The organism is Leisingera sp. ABM4_103 (genome assembly GCF_056158685.1).
In genome coordinates, this window is record NZ_JBSWTU010000005.1 from 1,142,175 (window position 1) to 1,168,320 (window position 26,146).

23 protein-coding genes and 2 pseudogenes are annotated in these 26,146 nt (G+C 62.3%); 5 read left to right on the top strand and 20 right to left on the bottom strand.

Annotation, left to right across the window (positions count from 1 at the left end; all coding sequences use genetic code 11):
* Positions 1-534: 534 nt before the first annotated feature.
* The 11 genes and pseudogenes from ACXAED_RS07025 to ACXAED_RS07075 all read right to left on the bottom strand — a co-directional run bounded on the left by ACXAED_RS07025 (position 535) and on the right by ACXAED_RS07075 (position 10,147).
* Positions 535-1,227 carry a CBS domain-containing protein gene (locus ACXAED_RS07025; protein WP_475048189.1) on the bottom strand — a complete coding sequence of 231 codons (693 nt, stop codon included), beginning with the start codon at positions 1,225-1,227 and terminating at the stop codon, positions 535-537.
* Positions 1,228-1,258: 31 nt separating this feature from the next.
* A complete protein-coding gene (gene petA, locus ACXAED_RS07030; protein WP_475048190.1) occupies positions 1,259-1,870 on the bottom strand; it encodes a ubiquinol-cytochrome c reductase iron-sulfur subunit in 612 nt (203 codons plus the stop codon).
* Positions 1,867-2,730 carry an enoyl-ACP reductase FabI gene (fabI, locus tag ACXAED_RS07035; RefSeq protein ID WP_475053042.1) on the bottom strand — a complete coding sequence of 288 codons (864 nt, stop codon included), beginning with the start codon at positions 2,728-2,730 and terminating at the stop codon, positions 1,867-1,869. The genes petA and fabI overlap by 4 nt, the downstream gene beginning before the upstream one ends.
* A 59-nt stretch (positions 2,731-2,789) precedes the next feature.
* A pseudogene (locus ACXAED_RS07040) lies at positions 2,790-3,520 on the bottom strand (bifunctional enoyl-CoA hydratase/phosphate acetyltransferase).
* The gene (locus tag ACXAED_RS07045) at positions 3,520-3,819 is read right to left on the bottom strand and encodes a hypothetical protein (protein WP_475048193.1); all 300 of its coding nucleotides are present in this window, start codon (positions 3,817-3,819) and stop codon (positions 3,520-3,522) included. The pseudogene ACXAED_RS07040 and the gene ACXAED_RS07045 overlap by 1 nt, the downstream one beginning before the upstream one ends.
* Positions 3,816-5,021 (bottom strand): acetate/propionate family kinase, encoded by a 1,206-nt coding sequence (locus ACXAED_RS07050; protein ID WP_475048195.1) that lies wholly within the window; start codon positions 5,019-5,021, stop codon positions 3,816-3,818. The genes ACXAED_RS07045 and ACXAED_RS07050 overlap by 4 nt, the downstream gene beginning before the upstream one ends.
* 1 nt (position 5,022) lies before the next feature.
* Complete coding sequence (locus tag ACXAED_RS07055; RefSeq protein WP_475048196.1) at positions 5,023-5,247, bottom strand: hypothetical protein; 225 nt, start codon at positions 5,245-5,247, stop codon at positions 5,023-5,025.
* A 3-nt stretch (positions 5,248-5,250) separates the two neighbouring features.
* Positions 5,251-7,037, bottom strand: a pseudogene (locus ACXAED_RS07060) (DUF3141 domain-containing protein).
* On the bottom strand, positions 7,037-7,321 hold the full coding sequence (locus ACXAED_RS07065; RefSeq protein WP_035919562.1) for a DUF5676 family membrane protein: 285 nt from the start codon (positions 7,319-7,321) through the stop codon (positions 7,037-7,039). Before ACXAED_RS07065 ends, ACXAED_RS07060 begins: the two are co-directional and overlap by 1 nt.
* 130 nt (positions 7,322-7,451) lie before the next feature.
* Positions 7,452-8,333, bottom strand: a complete 882-nt coding sequence (locus ACXAED_RS07070; RefSeq protein WP_475048198.1) for a DMT family transporter — start codon at positions 8,331-8,333, stop codon at positions 7,452-7,454.
* Positions 8,330-10,147, bottom strand: coding sequence for a class I SAM-dependent methyltransferase (locus tag ACXAED_RS07075; protein ID WP_475048199.1), 1,818 nt, complete (start codon positions 10,145-10,147; stop codon positions 8,330-8,332). The genes ACXAED_RS07070 and ACXAED_RS07075 overlap by 4 nt, the downstream gene beginning before the upstream one ends.
* A gap of 150 nt (positions 10,148-10,297) precedes the next feature.
* Between ACXAED_RS07075 and tnpA the strand changes: the two genes are divergently transcribed.
* The 4 genes from tnpA to ACXAED_RS07095 all read left to right on the top strand — a co-directional run bounded on the left by tnpA (position 10,298) and on the right by ACXAED_RS07095 (position 13,030).
* On the top strand, positions 10,298-10,699 hold the full coding sequence (tnpA, locus tag ACXAED_RS07080; RefSeq protein WP_167510219.1) for an IS66-like element accessory protein TnpA: 402 nt from the start codon (positions 10,298-10,300) through the stop codon (positions 10,697-10,699).
* Entirely contained in the window at positions 10,696-11,043 is a 348-nt protein-coding gene (gene tnpB / locus ACXAED_RS07085) for an IS66 family insertion sequence element accessory protein TnpB (protein WP_141889229.1), read from the top strand. The genes tnpA and tnpB overlap by 4 nt, the downstream gene beginning before the upstream one ends.
* A 62-nt stretch (positions 11,044-11,105) precedes the next feature.
* Positions 11,106-12,734, top strand: a complete 1,629-nt coding sequence (gene tnpC, locus ACXAED_RS07090) for an IS66 family transposase (protein WP_141889295.1) — start codon at positions 11,106-11,108, stop codon at positions 12,732-12,734.
* Positions 12,734-13,030 (top strand): hypothetical protein, encoded by a 297-nt coding sequence (locus ACXAED_RS07095; protein WP_141889230.1) that lies wholly within the window; start codon positions 12,734-12,736, stop codon positions 13,028-13,030. Before tnpC ends, ACXAED_RS07095 begins: the two co-directional genes overlap by 1 nt.
* Before the next feature lie 643 nt (positions 13,031-13,673).
* On the opposite strand, the gene ACXAED_RS07100 is transcribed toward ACXAED_RS07095, so the two are convergent.
* The gene (locus tag ACXAED_RS07100) at positions 13,674-14,315 is read right to left on the bottom strand and encodes an RNA polymerase sigma factor (protein ID WP_475048201.1); all 642 of its coding nucleotides are present in this window, start codon (positions 14,313-14,315) and stop codon (positions 13,674-13,676) included.
* Positions 14,316-14,350: 35 nt separating this feature from the next.
* Entirely contained in the window at positions 14,351-15,037 is a 687-nt protein-coding gene (locus tag ACXAED_RS07105) for a DUF6629 family protein (protein ID WP_475048203.1), read from the bottom strand.
* A 398-nt stretch (positions 15,038-15,435) separates the two neighbouring features.
* On the opposite strand from ACXAED_RS07105, the gene ACXAED_RS07110 reads away from it, so the two are divergent.
* Positions 15,436-15,750, top strand: coding sequence for an ion channel (locus tag ACXAED_RS07110; RefSeq protein ID WP_475048205.1), 315 nt, complete (start codon positions 15,436-15,438; stop codon positions 15,748-15,750).
* Between the two features lie 17 nt (positions 15,751-15,767).
* Here ACXAED_RS07110 and nhaA read toward each other — a convergent pair whose 3' ends face one another.
* From nhaA to ACXAED_RS07145, 7 genes are all read right to left on the bottom strand, one after another.
* Positions 15,768-16,958, bottom strand: a complete 1,191-nt coding sequence (nhaA, locus tag ACXAED_RS07115; protein ID WP_475048207.1) for a Na+/H+ antiporter NhaA — start codon at positions 16,956-16,958, stop codon at positions 15,768-15,770.
* A gap of 67 nt (positions 16,959-17,025) precedes the next feature.
* Positions 17,026-18,162, bottom strand: a complete 1,137-nt coding sequence (locus ACXAED_RS07120) for a hypothetical protein (RefSeq protein ID WP_475048208.1) — start codon at positions 18,160-18,162, stop codon at positions 17,026-17,028.
* Positions 18,149-19,936: a phosphoketolase family protein gene (locus tag ACXAED_RS07125; RefSeq protein ID WP_475048209.1), complete on the bottom strand. Its 1,788-nt coding sequence runs from the start codon at positions 19,934-19,936 to the stop codon at positions 18,149-18,151. The genes ACXAED_RS07120 and ACXAED_RS07125 overlap by 14 nt, the downstream gene beginning before the upstream one ends.
* Positions 19,937-19,952: 16 nt before the next feature.
* On the bottom strand, positions 19,953-22,307 hold the full coding sequence (locus tag ACXAED_RS07130; RefSeq protein WP_475048211.1) for a copper-transporting P-type ATPase: 2,355 nt from the start codon (positions 22,305-22,307) through the stop codon (positions 19,953-19,955).
* Positions 22,308-22,338: 31 nt separating this feature from the next.
* A complete protein-coding gene (locus ACXAED_RS07135) occupies positions 22,339-23,259 on the bottom strand; it encodes a ribose-phosphate pyrophosphokinase (RefSeq protein ID WP_475048214.1) in 921 nt (306 codons plus the stop codon).
* Positions 23,256-24,758, bottom strand: coding sequence for a thymidine phosphorylase family protein (locus tag ACXAED_RS07140; protein ID WP_475048215.1), 1,503 nt, complete (start codon positions 24,756-24,758; stop codon positions 23,256-23,258). Before ACXAED_RS07140 ends, ACXAED_RS07135 begins: the two co-directional genes overlap by 4 nt.
* Positions 24,755-26,137 carry an MBL fold metallo-hydrolase RNA specificity domain-containing protein gene (locus tag ACXAED_RS07145; RefSeq protein ID WP_475048216.1) on the bottom strand — a complete coding sequence of 461 codons (1,383 nt, stop codon included), beginning with the start codon at positions 26,135-26,137 and terminating at the stop codon, positions 24,755-24,757. Before ACXAED_RS07145 ends, ACXAED_RS07140 begins: the two co-directional genes overlap by 4 nt.
* Positions 26,138-26,146: the final 9 nt, after the last annotated feature.

Genomic DNA, 26,146 nt, shown 5'->3' on the forward strand with positions numbered 1-26,146 from the left:
GGGGCGTCGCCTCGGCTTCGTAGCCTGCCCTTGTCAGCTTGGCGTTGAGACGCGCCTTTGCGCCTCAGTTATGCCCGCAACACCCGCCTCCGCTTTTTGCTGGTGTTTCGGGCTTTGCAGATGGCTGGGCCACCGCGACGGATTGATGATCCGTGTCATTCGCCGCGTGTTTCGAACCACTGCAGCAACATCCCGCATTTACGCCTGCGGTGCTTTGCTGCACTTGGGTCACTTTGTCGTTCTTCATGGGTGCCTCCGTTTTCAAGGTTCACAAAGTAGACGCTTGGCGGCGGCAACCATTACAGCTTGTGCCACAGTTTTCGGCTTTCATCCGTCACTCTGAAGGAGTGTCTCTCTCCGTCTTGCCTCACCATCAAAACTGGGCTCAGCCAGGAATGACTTTTTGAGCCAGTAACGCAGCGTGAATGACATCTCCGGAGATGAAATTCGTGCTGGTGAACAAGTTGACACTCAGCCCTTGGACTCTTCGCCCGGTAATTCAAGCGCCCTTTTAGGCGACCGACATCAGACACCTCAAATCCCATACCCCCATGCAGGAAGCCGCCCCATGTGGACATCGACCGAGCGGACACCATCGACATTTTCGGCAGCGACCCGGATCGCGGTTTCGACGAAATCGCTGTCGGCAACACCCCAAACCGAGACGTTCCCGTTCTCCACAATGAGGTTGATAAGGTTGACCGATGCGCCGGGAACTTCGGCGATCGCGGCCTCGACCGCCTTGCGCAACGGCTCGTCCGCGAGCGTGGGCGACGGCAGCTTTCCCTTGGTCGACTGTGCCAGCGTGCGGACGAGGTCGGCGCGGGATACAATTCCGACGATCTTTTCGTCCCGAAGGACCGGAACGCGTTTGATACGGCGGGTTTCGAGTGTCTTGGCAATCTCGCCGACGGGTGTGTCTTCATCGACCGTGACAAGATCGCGGGTCATCACGTCGGCGACCTTATGACTGCGGGCCTTGACGTAGTCCTTCGCATCGGCTTCGCCGGAAAACAACTCCAGCCACCACGAACGGCGCTGTGCTCCGCCGTCTCGCATCCGTCGTATGATGTCGCCTTCGCTAATCAGGCCGACGAGCCTGTTGTTGCTGTCGAGAACCGGAAGAGCGCTGATGTGGTTGTCCAGCATCAACTTGACCGCCTCTTCGACAGATCCGTCGTCGCGGATAGGGATGACAGCGGTTTTCATCACGTCCTTGGCCTTCATGGTTCAGGGTCCTTTCTGTTTGTTGGTGGTCTCATGCCCCGATCGTCAGCATGAGATCGTCGGCGAGCGTGTAGCGAGGGACGTCGAGGTTGCGCGGGGCAGGCCCCTTCCTGATTCGCCCGGACGTGTCGTAGTGCGATCCGTGACAAGGGCAGAACCATCCGCCGAATTCCCCTAGAGCATCTCCCGATCCCTGGCCAACGGGGACGCAGCCAAGATGGGTGCAGATCCCGATGACGATCAGCCATTCACCGGCCTCGTCTGCCGTCCGGTTTTGATCGAGTGCAGGCTCCGGCTGTGTGTGGTTCGGGTTTTCTCTGGTGCTGTCCGTCTGGTCGACCAGCGCGTCAAGCGATGCGGCGCGCGCGACATCGATGGCTTCTTGTGACCGGCGCCAGACGAAGACAGGCTTGCCCTGCCAACTGACGGTAATCCGTTGACCTCGTTCCATACCGGACAAGTCAACGCGTACAATCGACAGGCTGAGAACGTCGGCAGACGGGTTCATCGAATTAATGAGGGGCCAGACGGCGGCACCCGTGGCCACTGCACCCGCTCCAGCTGTAGCGTAGTAAAGAAAATCCCGTCTGCTTTCAGAGTCGTCTTGACCCGGCTTGGGTGCGCTTCTGTCGATGTCTGTCATTTCTCTTGCTCCCCTGCTTTGGTCTCTCCTTGCATCTGACCTCTGCTGACCGGCCCCTCTATGTGCACACAGGCATCGACATGCAGGGTCTCGCCAGTGATGGCAGCCGTGTAGTCGCTTGCGAGAAGCAGGGCAGCCAGGCCGACGTCGTCAGTTTCGATGTTGCGCCGAAGCGGCGCGATCCTCGCGCTGGCAGACAGAAGGTCGGTGGACGCGACCAGTCCGGACGCGGCACGCGTCGCCACCGGACCGGCGGAAATCGCATTCACGCGAATGCCCTTCGGCCCGAGTTCGTGCGCGAGATATCTGACAGTGGATTCGAGTGCCGCCTTTACCGGGCCCATCACGTTGTAGTGTTCGACCACCTTCTCGGCGCCGAGATAGCTGAGGGTGATCAAGCTGCCGCCGTGCGTCATCAACGGTTCCGCCAGGCGGGCGATGGCGATGAGCGAATGGACTGAGACGGTCATGGCCTCGGCGAAGCCCCCGGCGGAACAATCGGTCAGTCGGCCGCGCAAGTCCTCGGAACGGGCCTTTCCCACGGCGTGGAGAATGAAGTCGAGACGCCCCCAAGTATCGCGGATCGCGGCGAAGACGGCTTCGAGTTCGCCTGCGCGTCCGACATCGCAAGGCAGGAAAATCAGCGCATCGACTCGGTCCGCTAGCGGAGCGACATGCGGTCTGGCGCGTTCGCCGACAAAGGTTACGGCCAGTTCCGCCCCAGCCTGTCGAAAATGCAGGGCACCGGGCCAGGCGAGACTGCGTTCGTTGGCGATACCGATCACCAGCCCTTTACGGCCCGTAAGATCGAGCAATTCGCGCGGATCGCAGCAGTTTTGGAACCGGGGTTTAGCTGACATGCCAGATGCCTTGGCGCGGGTTTCGGCCGAACGATCCTGATTTTTCCGTTTCCCGGGGCTCATTTCTTGGCCTTTGTTAGAGGGAGTGGGTGGCAATCGGTATCGGCCATCGGCGTGGCCAGCAGCGTGCGGTGCAATTCCTCGCCCATCCCAGTGGTGCCTGGTGCGCCGCCGCTCCGCCAGAGCAGCGACGCCAGGGCAAGCGACGCGATCCGCGTCTCCTCGGTATCCGCACGTGACGTCAGGACCACCGGCGCGGCCAGTCCGAGCGCCACGGCGGCGGCTTTGGTTCCGCCGAGATATTCGAGCGCTTTGGCCAGCACGTTACCGCTGACCAGATCGGGCACCAGCAGGATATCGGCACAACCCGCCACGTCCGAGACGATGCCCTTTTCGGCCACGGCAAGCGGCGAAACCGCGTTGTCGAATGCAAGCGGCCCGTCGACAAGAGCAGCGGTGATCTGCCCGCGCCGCGCCATCAGGGTCAGGCTGGCGGCGTCCAGGGTGGAACCTATGGGCGCCGTCACCGTCTCGACCGCCGACAGAACCGCGGCGCGGGTTTGTCCACGCCGATTGCGCGGAAGGCATCCACTGCGTTCTGGCAGATCTGCGCCTTGGCGGCGAGGTCTGGGGCGATATTGATCGCCGCGTCGGTAGTACCGCTCAGCCGCTCGAGTCCCGGCACTTCTAGTAGGAACAGATGGCTCACGCGCTTGTCGGGAACACGCAGCCCGCTTTCCGCATCGAGAAGAACGCGCATGAAGACGTCGGTATGCAGATTGCCCTTCATCACGACGTCGGCTTTGCCTTCCCGCACCAGCCTGACCGCCACTCGCGCCGCGTCGGCGCCGCTCCGCTGTCGTGCAGGCAAGCCGGGTCGAGCCCCAACCCCGCAGCCGCGGCCAGAGGCTCGATGTCCGACCGGGGGCCCACCAGGTGCGGTTCGGCCAGCCCCTCTTCCATTGCCCGCCGCATGGTGGCTAGAACGACCTCCTGCACGGCATCGGCGACAGCGACGCGGACCGGTCCAGTCGCGCGCGTACGGGCAGCGAGTGAAGTAAGTGTCTTGGGTGACTGCTGACTTTTCATCGTGACGCCGCTTTCGGTTCGGAAGCGCATTCTTTGCAAAGTCGCGCGACGTGATCGGCGATCACCTGTTCCTCGTCGGTCTGGCGGACCTCGACGTTGACCCGCGAACCGGCTGCGGAGATGGTCTTACTCCCCGCCAGGTTGGCCTCGTTGTTAATACGGACCCCAAGGTAGCCAAGTCCAGCGCAGATCAATTCGCGCACTGGTGCGGCATTGGCACCGATGCCGCCCGTGAAGACCAGCCGGTCGAGGCCTTCGAGCGGTGCGGTAAGCGCGACCAGGTGGCGCCGAACATGATAGCAGAAGTACCTGATCGCCTCGGCAGAGGCAGCGTCATGGCGCTCGATAAGAACACGCATATCGCGGCTTTTCCCCGACAGGCCGAGGAGGCCCGACCGGGTTCGCAATAGGTTCCCAAGATCCTCCGCCGACATTCCGGCTTCCTGCTGAAGATGCAGGATCAGACCGGGGTCGATATCGCCGGACCGGGTCCCCATGGGCACGCCGGAGACCGGCGAAAACCCCATCGTGGTTTCGATCGACCTGCCACCCCGGATGGCGGCCAATGAAGCCCCGTTGCCGAGATGCGCGACGACCAGATGCTCGGCCTCCACATCGACGCCGTCCCGGGCCAGCGCACCAACGATGTATTCATAGCTGAGCCCATGATAGCCGTAGCGCCGAAGCTCGGGTGTTTCCAACTCGCGCGGCAGGCCGGTCATCCTCGCCACCCGCGGCAAGCGGTTGTGAAACGAGGTGTCGAAACAGGCAATCTGCGGCAGGTTTGGGCGCAGGGTCGCGATGGCCTCGATCCCCGCGATGTTGTGGGGCAGATGCAGCGGCGCGAGGGACACCAGACTGCGCAGACGCGCCAGAAGGTCGGGTGTAACCTCCTCCGGGCAATCGCAATCCGGCCCGCCATGGGCGACACGATGACCAACGGCGACCGGGAAGGCCGCAAGGCGGTCAGAGCTGACCTCGGAGACTACGGCGTCGAGTGCTGCGTGATGGTCCGGAAAAGCGCCGTCTAGTTCCATGTCTTTCGCGTCGCCGGTCGCGGTCAACGTGAGCCGGGCGGCATCGGTCCCAATTCCCGCAACCGCCCCACCGGCAATTCGCGCGCCGCCCTGCCCGGCTTCAAAGAGGGCGAACTTGAGGCTGGAGGACCCCGCGTTCAGGACGAGGACGGCCGGACGTCGCATCTCATGCCAGCCCGTCAACCGTCGGACGTTCCCCAACTGTCGCCGCTTCTTCATCTGCGGCGCTGCGGGCATCCCGGGTGACGTGCACATGCGCGGTGCGGTTGTTGGAAGTCTTCTTTCTCCGGCCTCCCCGACCATGGCCGCCATGGCCATGACCGAAGAGATGCATGGCGACCATCCCGCCGCCGAGTAGAAGGATCAGCCAGTTGTCCACGATCCATTGCATGATTTAATCCTTGTCTTGATTAACGAAGCCGGCGCCGGGGGCGTAGAGTGCCTTGAAAAGGGTTGCGCTGGCATGATCGCGGGCTACACGCATCGCCCCAAGACTGGCCCTGATCCGCTCCAAATTCTCGCGCTCTGCCGTCAGTTGGGGGTTGTCTTCGGGCAGCGGCACACGGTCCGGGCGGATCGAGGCGGCCATCGCCTGTACGGCACGCATCCACGGGTTGTAGCGCGCCGAGAACATGAGGCGGCTCCAGCGCATCGGGTGCATCGCGCGTAGAGCCTCCGCTGATTGCGGTGTGGTCAGCGCCCTCAGCCAAGGGCCAAGGAACAGGTCGTAGGCTGCTCTCCCACGCGCGAGACTTGTGCGACATTCCTGAGTGCATCCTCGGGGTGCACCTCGCCGATTTCGGAGACGTCGCGCGCCTCGAAGCTGACCGAAAAGGCCTGTTTCTTGCAGTCGGGATCGCCAGTGAGATTCTTGATCTTCATTTCGTAGAGACCGGGTTCAAGAGAATTGATCTCGTCAAGGCTTTCGAGGATCGCGCGGTGTTCAAGCCGCGCCACCGAGGCCGAGACGAAGATGCCTAGATGTCCGACATGGGGGTTCACGAGATAGACGATCCGCTGTCCTGCGGCCTTCAGTGCGGCGGTGTCGGCGTAGACCTTCGGGATCCAGCCGAGTGCCTGTGCCGGCGGGGTGATGTTGTCGCCCTCCGAGGCGAAGATCACGATCGGGTTCTGTATCCGTCGCAGATCGGCGGTGCAGCCCTCGCAGACCCGCATCTCGCCGGTTTCCAGCTTGTTGCCGATGAAGAGGTTTTCGGTGATCGCAAGGATCTCCTCGCGGCTCAGCGTGTAAAAGCCGTTCCACCAGCGCTCGAATTCCAGGAATTGCTCGCGTTCGCCGTCGATATGCGAGAACAGGTGGGCGTATTTGTCCCAGATCGCCTTTTCCGGCTGCAGGTTCTCGAAGTTCTGCGCGAGCCACGCGCCGTCGAAGCGCCCGTCGCCGAGGTCCGCGGTCATATGCGCGGCCCAGGTGCCCCCGACAAGCCCGCCCATCATCCGCATCGGGTTGGTTCCGACTTCACCGGCCCAGTAGGAGAGCGGCGAGCCATTTAGGACAATTGGACCAGAAAGCCCCTGGCAGTCAGCAGCCAAGAGTGTAATCGCCCAGCCCGCCTGGCAGTTGCCGTAGAGAATGGGCGCATGGTCGGGATGGCGGCGGGCAACTTCTTCGACGAAGCGGCGCAAGGCGTGGCGGACATCGGCCAGGGTCTGGCCTGGCTCGGGTTCCGGGTGGAAGGTCACGAAGTAAACCGGGTGGCCCTCATGCATCGCAATGCCCACCTCGCTGTCGCGCTTGAAGCCGCCGATGCCCGGACCGTGGCCGGCGCGAGGATCGACCACGATCACCGGCGGCTTGGCCATGTCAACGCAATCGTCCCAGCAGTCCTCGCCGATCTCGGTGATCCTGAGAAGCGCGTAGTTGGCGGGACGGTCGAAGTGGCGCGCGTCGAGAAGGGTTTCATATTTGAAACTCAGAAGCGGCGGCATTCCACGCCGCTCGTGCTCGATCATGTTGTCGGCGCGCTCGCGCAATGTGTCTAGGAACAGAACCCAGCGTTCGAACAGGTCTTGAGGATACGTCGTGGTGGCAGCGGTCGGGCTTTCGACCTGCGCGGCCTTCGGTTCTTCAGTTTTCGGGCCGCTTTGGTTGGCCGGTGAAGCGGCTTGTCCAGTCGCTACTGACTTGAGCTGCCGTTTTGGGTATCTGGTCGTGGCCATCACGCACTCCGCTCAGCAAAGAAGTTGAACAACGGGCCGAAGATCAGCGCGACGAACCAGCCATAAAGCAGTGTTTCGGCTATGCCGACGACGTAGCCTCCGAGGCTGATGCCATCGACCCAAGGCAGAAGCGGGTTCCACAGGCTGGTCATGCTCTGGCTGGGAAAGACCAGGTCGAAAACCACGCAGATCGTGTAGGTGATCGCGAAGAAAATGCCGAGGCTCCAGCCCAGAGCCTGAATTGGGATCCGAGCGGCGCGGGGCGTGTTGCTGATGCTGGTCATTTCGGGACCTCCGTTTGTCAAGGAACGCGTTCAAAAGCGCCTCACAATCAAGACGCCCGAGAGCCGGATGCATTACAAGTTTTTTTGGTTTCCTGGCTGCCGCGGATTACTTCGCGCAGGACGCCGGAGACTATTCGGCTTCGGAACGATCGGTATTGGTCATGGCGATACCGACAAGCGCAACAAGAACTCCCAAACTCGTCAAAAGACCGATGGTCTCTCCGAAATAGGCCGCGCCCATGGCAAGTCCGAAGCCAGGCAGCAGGAAAGCGAATGCGTTGGCGCGGCTGAGGTCGGTCGTTCGAAGAATCTCGCTCCACAGCCAATAGGCAAGCGATGTACCGAGGAGACTGATCGCAAGCAGAATCAGAACGAACTGCGGTGAGAACGTGACCGACATCGGGTCTTCATAAAGAAACGCACCCACCATGAGAGGGATTCCACCGATCAGCATCTGGCTTCCCATAGCCATCAGGGTATCCACACGCCCAGCCAGCGCGCGGATAAGAACGTTGCTGATTGTGATGCCCAGGGCGGCCAAAAGGATGTAGGCAGCGCCGAGCCCGAACGCGCTCCCGGCAGGAGCCTGAAGTTGTGGCGCGGCGATCAGCACGATGCCAACAAAGCCCAAGGCGAGGCCCGCTTTGCCGCGCCCACTCAAACGCTCGCCCAGCACTGCGGCCGCGAGCCCCGCGGCCATCAGCGGCTGCGCGTTGGCCAGCACCGTGGCGAGTCCGGGCAAGATGAATTCCGAGGCCATGAACATGCCAAGAAATCCAAGCGACGTGGCGCCGAGACCGATGCCTACGATCGCGAGCCATACCCGCATGCCTCGCGGCCAGGGTCGGCCAAATATCATCCCGAGGGCCACGAGCGCCGATCCGGCGAGAAACGCCCGCAAGGAAGCGAAGGTCAGATGCGATGCGTAGGCAGAACCCGCCACGATGAGAGGGAAGCAGACGGCCCAGAGAAACATGACCAGGACGATCAGCGATGCTTTGCGGATGGTCATTCGGCCGCGACTCTGTCCTCTCTGCGCGCATCCGACTTCACGGTATCCGCATTCCTGCCGCGGCTCGAATGGAGCAGCTGTCTTTTGGTGGCCTCCATATAGTCCCGTGTCATTGGTACAGCATCCAATCGGTGTGCAAGCTGGATCTGGAACACGACCAGAAAGTTGTGGCGGAACCCTGCTTCGCAGGACGCGAGGTAGAATTCCCACATCCGGCAGAAGCCTTCATCATACAGCGCGGCCGCCTCGGACCGGTGCGCCATGAAGCGTTCCCTCCAGGCTTTCAGCGTTTCGGCATAGTGAAGGCGGAGCACCTCGATGTCCGCAATAACGAGCCCCGCCCGTTCAACCTCCGGGACGATTTCCGAGAGCGACGGAACATAGCCGCCCGGAAAGACGTACTTTGATATCCACGGGTCTGGCGCACGCGGCGGGCGAGCACTTCCGATCGTATGCACCAGAGCCACGCCGTCTGCATCGAGCAGGTCCGCAAGCTTGGAGAAATACGCGCTGTAGTGTCCGACGCCGACATGCTCGAACATGCCGACCGACACGATCCGGTCGAAGCGGCCCGTCTGGTGGCGATAGTCGCGCAAATCGAAGCGGAGCCGGTCATCCGACCCATCGCGCCGCGCCCGATCAGTGGCGTATTTCTGCTGATCCACCGACAGCGTGACCCCGGTTACCTGCGCTTCCGTCACACGGGCAAGATACATCCCCAAACCACCCCAGCCGGAACCGATGTCGAGAACCTTCTGTCCCGGCAGCACGCGCAGCTTGGCCGAGATGTGGCGCATCTTCTGAACCTGCGCGATCTCGAGACTCTCTTCGGAGGTCTCGAAATAGGCGCAGGAATACTGCCGTTCGGGGTCGAGAAAGAGGTCGTAGAGGCCGTCGCCCAAGCCGAACATCCAGTGGTTGACGATGCCTGCCTCCAAAAGCGGACCAAGTTCCGATTTCCAACGGGTGACATAGTCGTTGCCTGTCAGCAGACATTCCGCCGCCAGTACGCCCGAGCGGATCGCATGGCGTATCCCAAATCCGGCAAGCACGTCCTGAAAGCCCGCATGCTCGCCAATTACCGGGTGCACGCCTTGCATGGCGCTACGAGGCGATCGGTAGGCGCCATACCCGCCGAAGCTGCGGGCGTTGCGCATCTCAAGCCCGGCATGGGCGCGAAAGAACCCCTCTGCCGCCCTCACATGACGGGCCTGGTCGCGAAAACCTGTGAACATGCAACTCGCGACCGTGCCTAGGCCGCCCTGAACCAGCAGGTAGGCGTATCCTCCTGGCGCGACCTCGTGGCCAAGCGCGAGCCAGGCCCCGTCGGGCATGTCCGTCTCGAAAACGTGCCCTGCGGCGATGACGCCGGCCTCGCGCGGACCGGCGGCCAGGACGCCCGCGTCGGCGAACGCCTTCACCCGGTCGCCGAAACGGATCTCAACACCCGCGGCGCGGGCCTGGGCCAGAAGGGCGCTGTCGAGTGTGCCTTGACCCGGACCGCGCCGGAGCAGGTAGAAGAGCGGGCGCAGTCCCTTCACGGCATACCGATGTCCGGACGGATCGAACACAGTGCCGCGCTCGAACGGATGATGGTCGAAATCAGCTGTGATCCCGGCGGCGGCCAGTTCCTCGAGAACGTCCAGCTCCCTGGTCCAGTTCTCAAGTCCCTGGAAATCGTCGTGGAACCTGTGGCCCACACAATCCTTCCACTCGCGTACAATCACCTGGCGACCGGCGCGCGCCAACACGATCGCGCAAGCAAGGCCGGCTGGTCCAGCCCCGACGATCACTATCTTGGTCGAGTTCGTCATAGCGGTTTCCGACGGTCTTCAAGCGGTATTCCGAGTGCTGATCTCAGCGCCGGCGCGGGCGTCTCGGGGTTTCTACCGTAACCGCCCGATTTGAACCGCCTGCTCGTGTGTCCTGGAGATTGGTAAGAAACGTCCATAAAGACGTCTTTAATGACGTCTCCTACAGGGAGGGAGGCAGCTGTGCGGGGCGAAATTCTTGGCTTGGAGCGTCGGCGCCGCTGGAGTGACGACGAGAAGTTGGCGATTGTGCTTTCGGTCGGGGTGAACGGCGCGACCGTGTCGCAGGTCGCACAGCGCCACGAGATCAGGCGGCAGCAGATCTATGCCTGGCGATACGAGCTGAGGAGGAAGGGGCTTCTGACGCCAGACGACGCGACGCTATTCCTGCCCGTCGATATTACGTCGCCGCCGGAACCGCAGGAAGCGTGCGCCCCTGAAGCGAGCTTGGCGTTGATTGAGGTGGTTCTACGCAATGGTCGCAGCTTGCGGGTCGATGCCCATGTGGATGCGGCGGTGCTGACCCGTTTGATCCAGGCGGTGGAGGCGGCATGATCGGCCCGGGAACCGGCATTCGCGTTTACCTGGCCTGCGGTCACACTGATATGCGCAAAGGTATCGCGGGGCTTTCAGCGATCGCGCAGGATGTCTTGAGGCAGCGGCCATCGAACGGTGCCGTGTTCGCGTTTCGAGGGCGCCGCGGCGACAGGGTGAAGCTTCTGTATTGGGATGGCCAGGGCTTTTGCCTGTATTACAAAGTCCTGGAGAAGGGTCGTTTCCCATGGCCTGCGGCGACGGATGGCAGCGTGCGTCTGACCGCCGCTCAATTGGCCATGCTCTGGGAGGGGATCGACTGGCGCAGGCCGGATTGGGGCGCGCCACCAGCCCGGACGGGCTGATTTATCTCCCTGGAATCGTTTGTTTTTATGGCGTCCGACCTTGGAGAATGGTATCCACCACCATGTCCGTAGAAGCCACGCCTCTCCCCAATGATCCCGCCGTTCTGAAGGCGATGATCGCCGCGTTGCAGGCGGAAAACCAGAAGATGTCCGCCAGTTTGCGGGCGCATGATCTGCTGGTTCAGGCGCTGCGCGTCCGGATTGCCAGATTGCAGAAGCAGAAATTCGGCTCCAGTTCGGAAAAGATCGAGCGGGAGATCGAGCAACTGGAACTGGCGCTGGAGGACCTGCAGGTTGCGCTCGCCGAGGCGGATGAACTGCCGCCGGAGGGCGACGATGAGCCGGAGACGGACAACCAGACCCCGGAACCAGCCGAACCGCGGGAGTCGAGGCGCCGCCGTCCGAAGGTGTCGCAGGACACGCCGCGCGAACGCCGCGAGCTTGACCCCGGCGACAGTTGCCCGGATTGCGGGGGCGATCTGCGTGTGGTCGGGGAGGATGTCAGCGAGCTGATCGACATGATTGCAGCCCAGCTGAAGGTCATCGAGATCGCGCGTATCAAGAAATCCTGCCGGCGCTGCGAGCGTATGGTTCAAAGCCCGGCACCCAGCCGTCCGATCCCACGGAGCATGGCGGGCCCGAACCTTCTGGCTTATGTGCTGACCTCGAAGTTCGACGACCACGTGCCGTTGTATCGTCAGAACGAGATCTTCGCCCGCATGGGGGCAGACATCCCGGACACGACCCTGGTCGACTGGTGCGGCGGGGCAATGAAGGCGCTGGCGCCGCTGATCGAGAAGATCGAGGCCGAGATCATGGCCAGCAATCTTCTGCACGCAGATGACACGCCCATCCGGGTTCTCGATCGCGGCCGCCGCGACAAGGGGCTCGGAAAGGGCGTCAAGAAAGGCCGGATCTGGGCCTATGTCCGGGATCAGCGCCCATGGGCGGGCACGGCCCCGCCCGGTGCGGTCTATCACTTTGCCCCGGACTGGAAGGAAGAGCATGTCCTCGCCCATCTTGGCGAGACCAGCGGCATTCTCCAGGCTGATGGCTACAAGGGGTATGCCAAGCTCTATGCCGCGGACCTGGACGGCAAGAGCCAGTTCCGGGAGGCCGCGTGCTGGGCGCATCTTCGCCGCGACTTTCACGATGTCTGGACCGCGACGAAATCCGCAATCGCGCGCGAGGCGCTCGACCGTATCGGCAAGCTCTACGACATCGAACGAGAAATCAGCGGCAAGCCTGCCGAACTGCGGCTGGCCGTGCGCCAAAAGGAAAGCAAGCCCAAGGTTGATGCGTTCCGGGACTGGGCCGAAAGGCAGCTCACCCGTATTCCCGGTAAGAGTGATCTGGCCAAGGCGTTCCGCTACGGGCTGAGCCGTTGGGCTTCATTCACGCTGTTTCTGGAGGACGGGCGCGTGGCCATCGACAACAATCCCGCCGAGCGCGCGCTGCGGCCCATTGGCGTTGGCAGGCGGAACTGGCTATTCGCGGGTTCGGATACCGGCGGTGAAACGCTCGCCCGCGCCATGACCGTCATCGAGACGGCAAAGATGAACGGCCTCGATCCGCAGGCCTACCTCGCAGATGTCTTGGACCGTATCCACGATCACATGGTCAACCGGCTGGCCGAATTGCTCCCTTGGAACTGGAAGCCGGCAGATCAGAGCCGCAGCGAGGCTGCGTGATGGCAGCGACGACCTACGTCTGCTCCATCGCCCATGTCGCCAGCCTGCTGGGCGAGGATCCTGGACTTCTCGAGGCCATCGTCAGCAACGACGACAACCTCTCCTACGGCAACATCGTCAGCGTCCACATCGGACGGGACGACTACATTACGGCGCTGACCGACGAGGGCATCGACGAATTGCGCGACATGCTGGCATCAGCACGAGTGTCCGTTGAGGCTTGGCACAGCTTCCTCGAAGACTTCGTCGCTGAGCCCGGCATCATCGCCCGCGTCAACAATCAACCGCTGCGGTAAAAATCGGGCGCTTACTTTCTACCGGAATGTCCACGACCGCCTCTTTGACTTTGGGACGATCACGTAGCCGGACGATAGCGGTGCCTGCGAGCAGTGCAAAAGCAAGGGCACCAGCGAGATTGAGAGTTGCGAGCATTTCCGTGTTCCTTTCCCGACGAACGCTGTTTGCGCGGTTCATAAGAAAAGACGCTTGCTCGGTGATTTCGTTACATGCGTGCGGGCCTCACCGATGTCGGTCTTGTCCTTGCAACACGACCAGCCCCATCCGGGGCATTCAGAGTTGACCCCTTGGCGCGACGTCCCTGCGTGTATGATCGGCTGGCAACCCTTCGGCTAACACTGACCCGACCAGCGCATTGACCATTTGGCGGCGGAACAGAAAGAGAATTGTTCTGGCCTCTTGCGGGGTAAGCCCCAAGGAATCCGCTGCAGACCGAAGACTCCTACCCTCGACATCTACCTCGAGAAACAACTCTCCCGACAGTGCCCCGACATCGGCCTGCACCGTCCCTCGGCACTCGCAGAACACATCCGAAACCAGGTCTGCGATCACCTTTGCTACTGTCGGTTCCCTGGTCATGTGATCCTCCCGAGCGGCTTCGGTAAGAAGACGCAGTTAGGAGCACAGCATTACAAAACCGCGTTACGAGACGGTGTCTCTGTCCTCGCAAGCGGTCTCTTCGACTGGATGCTCACACCCCGGCGGTGGACAGGAGCAATCGTCAAAGCCATGCCGACAGCACGGTCCACAATGGGCCAATAGCGCGTCACCCAGAGCGGCACGGGCGCGGTGAAGACGGACATTCAGCGTTCCGGGTTTCAGCCCCAGATCCGCCGCCACCATCGCGCGATCATCGTCGTCGATATCTATGCGGCGGATCAGCTCCGCATCACCCGGGCGCAACTCGGTGACCAACCCTTTGACGCACTTACAGATCACGTCCATGTCTTCGACAGGGTCATCCGCGACCACAGCAGATTGGGCCTCCAGCGCGACAGCATCTTTCAGACGACGGGATCGGCCCAACTTGCGGTAATGGTCGTTGAGTGCCGAGCGCAATACCGCATAGAGCCAGGCATCCATGCGATTCGCCTCGCGCAGCTGATCTTTCCGCGCCAGAACGCGCGTGCAGAATTCCTGCAGGACATCTTCCGCGTCGGCACGATTCCCAAGCCGCTTCATCAGGAAGCCGAAAAACGCGCTCTGGTTTGTTACCAGAGTCTGCGAGAACTCCGAGCTTTCAGCGCAGCCGCGGCTACGAGTTGGGCTTGCGGATTTACACATCGCTACTGTCCTTCCTCACGCGGATGGTTGGCCGTTCAAGCAAACAGGACAGGACATTCGCGTGCGCATTTGTTTCGCGCAATGATATAGATCAAGTGAAGGGTGCCAAGACCGGCCAGCAGACAGAAGAACGAAATATAGGCGTAGCGCAGGAACAGGATGTCGGCCACGACCACCCCGACGATGGTCAGCGCGAACCAGCGCATGTGGTAGTAGGTCGATATCGCTGGCGGCAGGATGATCAAGGCCAGATAGATCACGTAGGTCATCCAGCGCGGCATCAGGTAATCTAGGATCATCGTGCCTTCATAGGCCAGCAAATCCTGGTTCACCGTGACCTCAACCCAATCCGGATTGGCCAGGTGCGGTACGTAAAGGGCCAGCCCGAACGCAAGGCCGGCCACTGACATCACCGCCATCAAGGGCCGACGCCGACTGTCGGGGGGCTCCAAAACCCAGGATGCGAGCGGGATCCAGAAGGGCCACATGAACCAGGTAAAGAAGATGAATCCCAGCGCGCCCAGAAGCGTGGTGGCCGGGTCGCCGGAGTTCACCCCCCACCAAACGTTGCCTTCCATGAACTGCTGCAGACCCGCGAAGACCGGCATCAGGGAAACGGGCAAATACCGGCGATTGATTGCCCAGGCCCGCGTGACTGCATAGGTTCCACCCGCGACCAGAAAGGCGCTGGCTGCAAAGCTGACTTCTTGGGACAGGCACACTGATCAGATCTCGACATTAGTGTTTGCGCGGCTTTTTCTACGGTAGCAATCTTCTGGTAGGGCGTCACCACAGTTTCGGCTCGATCCGCATTGCGAACGGTTTGTCTGGCATTTTGTCCGGTGGTCAAGTTTTGGAGCGAACGGTTCTCGGCCCTCTCAGCAGGGATTGAAGTCGTCCCGGCAATCCGGACAGTTCGCTAGTCTGTCTTGGCGCATCCGAACATAACCCATTCTTGCGTTGACAAGATCAAAAGAGGGATCGTAAATTGCTGGTTTCGATAGCCATATCCGTCGCCCTATTTGTCGCTACGGCGTATTTGCATCTGATGTCCCTGCGCCTCTGCTCAGGCCCCATGGCATCCGTTCCCATGCGGCCGCATATGCGGGTGCTTTCCATCGTGAGTCTGTTGTTTCTCACCCATCTGTTGCAGATCGGGCTCTTTGCGGGCGGCTTCTGGATTGCGGAGACCGTGTTCGGGATCGGTGGCTTCGAAGGGGCTGCAATGGCACACCCGCTCGACTACCTCTACTTCTCGGCCGTCACCTACACATCGCTCGGAATCGGTGACATCGTTCCAAGCGGGCATCTGCGGTTTCTCACCGGTGTCGAGGCGCTAAACGGGCTCTTGCTGATCGCCTGGTCTGCGTCCTTCCTGTTTGCGACGATGAACCGCCTGTGGGACTGGCAGCCCTGCATGGAACCAGAGGACTAGGAGTGCGCTAACCTTCTCTATTGTCCGACTGATCGGCGTGTTTTGAAAGCGACGATGCCGAGCAAGGCGGCGACAGCCGAACCGCTCACGACCGCGAGCTTTGCCGTTGCAGCAATCGGGGTTGGATCGAATGCCGCGCCGACGATGAACAAGCTCATGGTGAATCCGACACCAGCCAGAAGTGCCACCCCGAAAACATCCCGCAGCGAAGTGTCGGGAGGAAGTGTTCCGATGCGCAGGCGAAGCGCCAGAAGTGTTCCGCCGAGAATTCCCAAAGGCTTTCCGACAATTAAGGCAATCGCAATGCCGATTGCGACAGACCATGCCTGTGGGTCAGCGGAAACAAAATCCAGCACGACGCCGCCGTTGAAGAAGGTGAAGAGCGGCACGACAAAGAACAGAGCAAACGGCGAAATGCGCCGCTCGGCGCGCGCGGCCGCTTTTGGCGGAAACGCCGAAAGCGGCAGGGAAAACCCGACTATAGCACCTGCAACGGCTCCTTCGAGGCCGGTTATGATCAGTCCTGCCCAGAGAACGCAGCCGAAGGCAAGGTAAGGCACCAGCGAGGCTTTTCGGGTTCGATTGAGCAGAAGCAGACCTGCCAGGCCGCCAACCACGATCCAAAGCGGCCAAAGCTGATCGAACTCTCCGTAGCACAATGCGATGACAGCCACTGACCCGAGGTCGTCGAATATCGCTGCAGCCGTCGCAAAGGCGATGATCGCGGGTGCCACCTGCCTTGAAACAAGCGAAAGGACACCAAGGACCAGCACGATATCCGTTGCGATCGGGATCGCCCACCCACGAAGGGCGACAATATCTCCGACATTGACTCCAAGATAGATGGCTGCCGGCACAATCATGCCGCCGAGTGCCGCACTTGCCGGAAGTACGGCCGCGCCGGGTTCGGACAGTGCACCTCGGCTCAGCTCATGATTTGTGTGGATGCCAATCAGAAAGAAGAAGACCGTCAGAAGGCCCTGATTGATCCACTCGACCAGGGGGGCTTCGATTGCCCATGCGACCGGTCCCACTCGCAGAGGCAGATGGTGAATAAGCGCGTAGGTATCCGCCAGCGGCGAATTCGCGGCCACCATACCCAGAGCAATACTGACTAGCATTGCTAGGCCAGCACGCCGCCCATCGCGAACCGATTGTGTGACATGATCCGTCAACTGTGGGCTGACCCATCTTGCGGCGCCAGCCAACGCGACAGGTAGGCGCGTTCAAACAGAAAGACACCGAGGACCGCGAGGGCCGCATAGGCGGCAAGGATCATGAGTCGGCCCTCTCAAAGAGAGCATGTTTCGGCGGGCGGCGGCCATTCACCGTGTCGAGTTCGAAACTCGTCAGAAATTCCTCGGCGTGACGGCCCAAAACATCTGCGGCTGCCGTGATGACGTGCGCCCAGGTCGACCGGTTGGCGAAGAGCATGCCGTTCGTGTCGAGGGTGCCGCCACGGCCGCAAAACCCGAGGAACCTGGACGTGCGCGGGCCGGTATCGAGCGGACGGACGAGACCGCAGAACGGCTCCGGTCGGGTGTGGGACAGGAAGACCCGTGCCTTGACGGTTTCAGGAAACAACGTGTCGACCACGATTTTCGAGGCCAAGTGTTCCTTTTCGCGGCCGTCCCGCGGGAGGCGGAACCGGCCTGGCTCGAGCACCAGGATGACCCGGTGCCTCACGCCACGTTCGGCCAGGCGGGAGGAGGCTCGCAAGGCCTCTGAAAGCTGGTATGCGCCTGTCGCGACAAGAAGCAGTTCTGGCGCGTCCTCACCCAGATCACGAAGGCAGACGGCACCGTCCTTCAGTGCCATTCTCGCCAGCTTGGGAGAGAGCCGGTTCGGGACCTCGCGCTTGGGAACGATCATCGTCCAGATCGCGCCGCGCGAACGGTAGACCGCGTCAAGGCAGGCTGCCGCGCTGTTCCAGTCGACGGGAAAGACGACGCGGGAAAGATCGGACATCTCGCCCCACATCGTCTCGGCCACCGTCGTGTCCTGGTGCGACAACTCGTTCTTGCCGTTCTCCCAGGCATGTGACGTGGCGATCAGCGGCACGCCCAACCAGTAGGGCTCGCGCCCCGCATCGATCATGTGCCGCGTGAAGATCAGGTCCTGGCGCAGCGCCCCGAGCATCTTCGTCGCGAAAGCTTCGTAAGATACCGCGACGTTCAGGCCACCCTTGTTCGCGAGAACCGAGCAGACCACCGCTTCTTCGTTGAGAGCGGTGATGACCGAGCCGCTGACCGACTCCGCCAGCCCCGGCTCGGGCGCGGTCACGCGGTGCTTCAGCTGGTCGAGGGTCGTTTTCATCCGGTTGCTCCGCATCTCGTCAGGGTTGCCGGCACGCACGCGAAGTTTGGGATTTTCCATGACGATGGATCGGAAATGCTGGTCAATCCCCGCCATCGGCGAGGCCGGGCTCGCCTTCTGCGGCAGCCAACCATGGCGGCTCCGGCAGGTTGGCAGTGACAGGTTTGCGTGAGATCAGCGGATGGTCGCGCTCTTTCGGGCGCCCGGTTGCCGAATGGTTGTTCAGCTGCCGAACAGCAGTCGCCAGCTCGTCCGCGGGCACCCAGAGTCTTGTTGCCCCTTCGTTGAACGTTTGGCGTGCGCCAGCATCGTCCCGCGGGTTCCCTTTGAGGGGCAGATTATGCGCCCGATTCGTGCCGGCGCCGGGAAAGCCGAAGCCCTTGATCGTCTCGGCGATGCCGTAGTGCAGCGGAACAGGATAGGATTGCTCGCCACGCAGGACCGCCGCCGCGCAGGCGCCGAGACGCTCTTCCATCTCCAGGATCGCCCAGGCAAAGGCGGCAGGGTCCCGGCCATCCAGGTCAATCGGGTCAAAGCCGTTCAGGCGAAGATGGCGACGAAACCAATCGACGCCCCCGACCTGGGCCATTGTGGTGCGCTGGTCGATCCGCCGTCCGTTCGCGATCATGATCGGGGCGACCAGTCCGGTGTCGCTCGCTCTCCACCAGCGCGGCATCCAGTCGCTGCCACGCTGTTCCTCGAATGCACCGTCGCTCAGGAACGCGACGAGGCGCTCTCCGGGCTCCGGCATGTGCCCGTAGAGAAGTCCGGCAAATCCGAGATACCCGCCCTCGATCAGACCTCCCGCCGTATGCGGATTGACATGGCTTCCCAGCGGCGACGCCGGTCGCCCGCCGGCGCCGATCTCATAGGAGTAGAAGTCCCGGACCAATCTGGTCAGACCGTCGTCGGAGAAGGAATACCGCTCTGACTGCGCTGCCGACATGTTGTCGACGATGAGGTTTACCGCGTCGATCGCCGCGACGCAGTGCCCCTGGCCCATCAGCCAGGACCGCGTCGTGCCGCTGAGCGCATTGGCTGCAAGGTAGCCAACATAGGCGGGGACCATATTGAGTGATCCTCCGGTGTGACCGTCGGGGTTCGGCTTGAAATCCTCGGATCGAAGGGCCTGTCCGTCGGCGCGGACGGTGCAGGCATAGGTCATGTGTACAACAAGCCACATCGCGGCGTTTGCGATCTGGTCCGCAGCCCTGAGAATGGCGTAGCCGGAAGCCTTGTCGGGGATGGCTCCGCGCTGGTGAAGCGCATCGACCATGTCGTGAACGCGCACCTGGGTCAGGCAGTCGTGGGCGAGCACCCCGGCGCCGGCGGCCCAATCGGCGAAATTCCGGTCATGGGCGCGATAAAGTGCGGCCCGGTCACGCTGCCGGTGGCTTTCGTGGCCGGGGCCGCTCATGCTTGTATTCTCCGGTATCTGCATATTGTCACCCGTTTTGGCTCGGTTTTGCGACGATCCACCCATAGAAGAGCCCGCCAAGGACGGCCGGGATGACCCCTGACAGGATGAAGAGGGAGGATTTTCTGCCCCGCCAAAATAGCCGAAGCGGATATCGATCCGACTGCACAGCCAAGCGCAGTAAGACCCGATGACGACGACAACAAGCGCCGCCCGCAGCAGCGCTGATTGGCCGGTGTAACGAGGTTCGACCCAAAGCAGCGTGAGCGTTCCGATCACCGCGCCCATCGCAAGACCGCATGTCAGCGTCCAGACTACCTTGCCCGCCCAGCCGCCCGCCGGGAACAGGACCATGCCCCAAACGACGAGATAGAAAATCTCCGCCGCCGTGGTCAGCGCAATCGCTGATCCAACGATCAGCAATGGCCGAGGGATCGGTTTGTCGCGTGTCATGCTTCGGCCCATCATGTCAGATCCCCGCGCTGCGCAGCCTCAGCGAATTCACGACGACCGAGATCGAGGACGCACTCATCGCGAAAGCGGCGAACATCGGGCTGATCAGGATGCCAAAAAATGGAAAGAGGACGCCCGCCGCGACCGGTACGCCGCTGGCATTGTAGACCAGCGCGAAGAACAGGTTCTGGCGGATGTTGCGCATCGTCGCGCGGGCCAGCCTGCGGGCGCGGACGATGCCGTCGAGGTTGCCCTTGACCAGCGTGATCCCGGCGCTTTCAATCGCCACGTCGGCGCCGGTGCCCATGGCGATGCCGACATCGGCCTGGGCCAGCGCGGGCGCGTCATTCACGCCGTCGCCGGCCATGGCGACCTTGCGCCCCTGATCCTGCAGTTCCCTAATGATGCGCGCCTTGTCCTCGGGCAGCACATCGGCGCGGATCTCGTCGATGCCAAGCCTCGCGGCCACGGCTTTCGCGGTGCGCTCATTGTCGCCCGTCGCCATGATGATCCGGAACCCCAATTCGTGCAGCGCCATAAGCGCGGCGGGCGTGGTTTCCTTCACCGGGTCTGAGACACAGACAAGGCCTGCAACGGCACCATCGACAACCACGAACATCACCGTCTCGCCCTCGTCGCGGCGGGTGTTGGCGGCGTCGGCCAGATGGCCCGCTTCCAGCCCCAGATCCTCCACCAGCTTGCGGTTGCCAAGCGCCACGGCCATGCCGTCCACCCTGCCCTTGACGCCCTTGCCGGTCACCGCCTCGAAGTCGGTGGCATCGCCTATCTTCACGCCGCGTTCCCCGGCGCCCTCGACGATGGCCTCGGCAAGCGGGTGTTCGGAGCCCTTCTCGAGAGTCGCCGCAAGGCGCAGCACATCGGCCTCGTCATGCCCGTCCTCGGGCAGAACTGCGGTCAAGCGCGGCTTGCCCATGGTCAGGGTGCCGGTCTTGTCGACGATCAGCGTGTCGACCTTCTCGAACCGCTCCAGAGCCTCGGCGTTCTTGATCAGCACACCGGCCTGCGCCCCGCGCCCCGTCGCCGTCATGATCGACATCGGAGTGGCCAGTCCAAGCGCGCAGGGGCAGGCGATGATCAGCACCGCCACTGCCGCGATCAAGGCATAGGACAGCGCCGGATCAGGCCCCCAGAGGGCCCAGCCGATGAAGGACAGCACGGCAATGGCGATCACCGCCGGCACGAAGAACCCCGCCACCTGGTCGGCGTATTTCTGGATCGGCGCGCGCGAGCGCTGAGCGTTCGACACCATTTCCACGATCTGGCTCAGCATCGTGTCGGCACCCACCCGCGTCGCCTCGATCACCAGCGATCCGGTGCCATTGATGGTGGCGCCCGTGACCATTTCGCCGGCAACTTTTTCCACGGGGATGGGCTCGCCCGTGATCATGCTTTCGTCGATCGAAGACCGGCCTTCGATCACGGTGCCATCGACAGGTACCTTGTCTCCGGGGCGTACACGCAGACGGTCGCCAACCTGCACGTCTTCGAGCGGGATTTCTTCTTCTTTCCCATCATCGCGGATGATCCGCGCGGTCTTTGCGGCCAGGTCCAGCAGTGCCCGGATCGCCTTGCCGGTACCTTCGCGGGCGCGCAGTTCCATCACTTGCCCCAGCAGCACCAGTGTGACGATGACCGCCGCGGCCTCGAAGTAGACGCCGACATGCCCCTCGGCATCGCGGAATCCGTCCGGGAAGATACCGGGCATCAGGACAGCGACGACGCTAAACGCCCACGCGGCCAGAACCCCCATCGAGATCAGCGAGAACATGTTCAGGTTCCACGTCCGGAACGAGTTCCAGCCGCGCACCATGAAGGGCCAGCCGCACCACCAGACCACCGGGGTGCCCAGCACCAGTTCGATCCAGAGCGTCGCACGTTCGCCAAAGACGTCGCGCACGCCCGGAAATCCGAGATAGGGCCCCATGGTGAAGACCAGAAGCGGGATCGTCAGAACCGTGCCGACCCAGAACCGGCGGGTGAAATCGACCAGCTCCGGGTTCGGGCCTTCGTCCGCCATGGCGGCGCTTTCCAGTTCCAGCCCCATTCCGCAGATCGGGCAGGAGCCGGGATGCGTCTGGCGCACCTCGGCATGCATGGGACAGGTATAGACCGCTCCGGAATAGCCTTCTGGCACGGTGTCATAGCCGCCGCCGCCTGCCGCCGCGCGGCCGTGATGCTCATGCGCATGGTGGCCGTGATGCGCGTGTTCGCCGGCTTCGCCCTCGGGCACCAGATGCATGCCGCATTTGGGGCAATCGCCCGGCCCGTTCTCACGCACCTCGGGATGCATCGGGCAGACGTAGACGGTGGCGTTGTGCTTGGCGTCGGCATGGTGTTGGTGATTTTTCATGTTTTCAGTTCCGTCGAGAATTCGTTTAGGGTCACAGTGTCTGTCCGTTTGGTGATTCAACCTTAGCAGACATCGCATGAGTGATGCTGGCAGCCAGCGGATCGGTTAACGATATGGCGTTGCTGTGATGCGGAATGCTATCCGTCGTGATCACGTGCGCGACGCCGGCAGCAAGGATGTCTTCGTAGGCATTACCCGAAAATACAGCGTGGATGATTACGCAGATGGGCGACCGCATTCCGGCCGCAGTCAGATGCTCCATCGCGCGGATCATCGTGCGCCCGGACGAGGCGATGTCGTCCAAAACAACGGGCGTGCCGTGCTTCAATGCATCGCTTTTAGGCACGCTGACATCCACCTGCCTGTCGCCGGATCGCACCTTGGTCAGCACCTCGTAGGGGCACCCCGCCATCCTAGCGACCTCGGCCACCCATTGCTGGCTTTCGCTGTCGGGACCCAGGATGACCGCGTCCGGCACCTCCCGCGCAATCCAGGCGGCGATCAACGGCGCGGATCGAACGTGGATTGCGGAAATGCCGAAGACCTGGTCAAGCGACGGAATTCGGTGCAGATGCGGATCGACGGTGACAAGCCAGTCAAAACTGTCCTCCAGAAACTGCGCGAACAGCGGCGCCGTCACGGCTTGACCGGGCGCGAACTGTTTGTCTTGACGCATGTAGGCGAGGTAAGGTGCCACAAGCCCCACGCGCGCGGCCCCCAGTTCGCGCGCCGTGGCCGCCGCAAAGCGCAACGGCAGTGCCAGCGGGTCCGGGTCGCGCAGCGTGGCCAGCAGGACGACATCGCGGCGCTTCATGTTGTCTGGAAGGGTCACGAGGCTTTCCCCGTCGGGGAATTGGTGCAGGTCAATGGCTGCTGTTTCTGCACCCATCTGCTTGGCAAGGTCTTTGGCTAGGGCCGCCATTTCCGGAAAGGCCAGGATGAAGGGGGTCACGGCGCATCCTCCACGCGGAACGGGCTGTCGCCACTGGCGGCATACTCCAGCGCCCACGTCAGCTCGCCTTGTGTGTCTGCGTGTACTTCGAACAAAGGCTGACCGATTTCGGCGGTGTCTCCCACGCGCGCGCGCAGCGGAACGCCCGATTTTTTGCGCCCGGGCGCGCCTGCGAGTTTGGCAATCTTGGCGATGCGACGGTTGTCGATTGCCGTGACTTGTCCTGTGCGAGTTGCCTTGACCAATTGGATTTGTGGCGCTTTGCCCGGTTCGGAGAACCCGCCCTGCGCTGCACAAATCGCCATGAATTTTGCCTCTGCCTTGCCACTGTCCAACAGCTGGCCCGCCCATTGGCGCTCGTCCGATCCGACAAGATCCAGCAAGGCCCCCGCGACATCGAGGGCACGCTCGCGCAGATCGGCGGGTGCCAGCGGACTCCGCCTCAGCACTGCAAGAACGTCATGCGCCTCAAGCGCCGGGCCGATCCCGTAACCCACCGGGGCAGAGCCATCGCTTCTATGAATTGAAACCCTTTTGCCCAGTGCCGTGGCGACGGCCTGAAGCCTGTCGGCAAGCGTATTGGCTACGGCTTCGGTGCGCACCTTCGCCGTAGGTCCAACTGGCAGGTCAATCAGTGCGTGGCTCGATCCCGCAGCTGCCTTCTTTGACAGGATGCTGGCCACCATCTGGCCTTCGCTGTCGAAGTCGAGCGGACGTTCGATCCGGATCAGCATGTCATCGGCGGGGCTCAGGTCCAGTCCGCCGCCCCAGACGATGCAGCCGCCCTCAGCCTCGACGACGCTTCGCATTGCGACCTGGTCCAAGGCGACGGGTGCCATAACCTCCATCGTGTCGGCGGTGCCCGCGGGCGACGTGACGGCCCGGCTCGATGTCTTCGGGATCAGGTGTCCCGCGGCCGCCACGATCGCCACGACGATCGGTGTCGTTCGGTTGCCTGGAAGGCCTCCGACACAATGCTTGTCGAGAACGGGCCCCTTGCCCCAGTCGAGCCGTGCGCCCGCGTCCCGCATGGCCAATGTCAGCGCGATGGTTTCAGCCTCATCCATCCGGTCTCCGGCGCAGGACGTCACGAAGGCGGCGAGGTCCGGATCCGAGAGCCGTCTTTGGATGGTATCGGAGATGATCGCGCGGCAGGCGGCGTCATCCAGCCGCCCGCCATAGACTTTGGTGCGGATCGCCGAGGTTGATGCCAGTGGTTCAGGGTGCGAAAACCGGCCGACAGAACCCGGTTGCACGGCAAGCGCTTCCCATGCGGTATTGCTGAGTGCCGCGGTTTCAGGTGGCAACCAATCGCCGCCGGTGATCACATTGAGCGTCGCGATGATCCGTTTGTCGTCGACCTCGATCTCAACACGAGTCTGCGTGGTAAAGCCTTCGGAACGACAGACGTGGCAGTCCTCGCGCATGTAGACGACCGGCTGCCGATAGGTGTCGATATCGGCCGGCACAAGCGGCAGGATATTGTGGCGTTCTGTCATTTCGGAGCGTCCAGCCGGATGGTCTCAAGATGCTCGGGCACCCGCGCGTTGCGGCCAAGTTCATGCGCGACCCGGCGTCGAAGCGTATCCGCGGCCTCCAGCTCGCCATGGGTCAGATAGGTCATGCGCGGCGGTGCCGCGGCGCCCATCCAAGACAGGATCTCATCGGCATCCGCATGCCCAGAGAAGGTCTCGAGTTGCACGACCTCGGCTTCTATCCGGTGTTCTTGCCCGAAGATGCGCAGGTTGCGTGCGCCGCCAGCCAGCGAGGCACCCCGGGTGCCGCCCGCCTGAAACCCGGAGAGGATGATGGCATTGCGCCGATCACCACCAAAGCTGACCAGATGGTGTAAGATGCGTCCTCCGGTGAGCATGCCGCTGGCTGAGATAATGATTATCGGTCCTCGTCGGGTGTTGAGTTCCTTTGATTGCTCGACGCTGTTCACCCGTTTGGCGACACGGAACATGTTCACGCAGTCCTCCCAACTGACGTGATGCTCTTCGTGATGCCGGTGATAGATTTCGGTCGCATCCACTGCCATCGGGCTGTTGAGATAGACCGGGACGAAGGGAATTTCGTCGCGCTTCATCAGCCGCGCGACGTGATACATCAGCCCTTGCGCACGGCCCACAGCGAAAGACGGGATCAGAACCGTACCACCCCGCGCAAAGACCCGCTTCAAAACAGGCGCCAATTCCGCCTCAGGGTCGATGTCGGGGTGCTTGCGATTCCCGTAGGTCAACTCACAGACCAGCACATCGGCCCCACCGAATGACACCGGCGCGCGCATCATCGGATCCTTGGCATGCCCCAGGTCGCCGCTGAAATGCACTGTGGTGCCATTTATGGTCAGTCGTATCTGCGCTGCCCCCAGCAGGTGGCCAGCGGGAATGAACTCGGCACTGATCCCATCGCCAAGGCCGATACGTTCGTTGAACGAGACGGTGTCAAACTGCTCCAGAGCCGCCTGCGCGTCCTTCAGCGTATAAAGAGGCATCGGCTTCTTGTGCTCGGAATATTGCTTACGCCGCGCGTATTTCGCCTCTTCCTCCTGCAAATGCCCGCTGTCGGGCAGGATCAGGCCGCAGAGCTCCTTCGTGGCCGGGGTTGAGAGCACCCGGCCACGAAATCCCGCACGGATCAGCGCCGGCAGATAACCGGAGTGATCAAGATGCGCATGGGTCAGAAGAACGGTGTCGATCGTGCCTGGCCGTACCTGAAAAGGTTTCCGGTTTCGCCGCCGCAATTGCTTGAATCCTTGGAACAGCCCACAATCGATCAGAATCCGGCGGTTTGCCCACTCGACCAGGTAACGCGAGCCCGTCACGGTACCGGCCGCGCCGAGAAAGCGAAGTGTCGGTTGGCCATGGAAAGTCATATCGTTCTC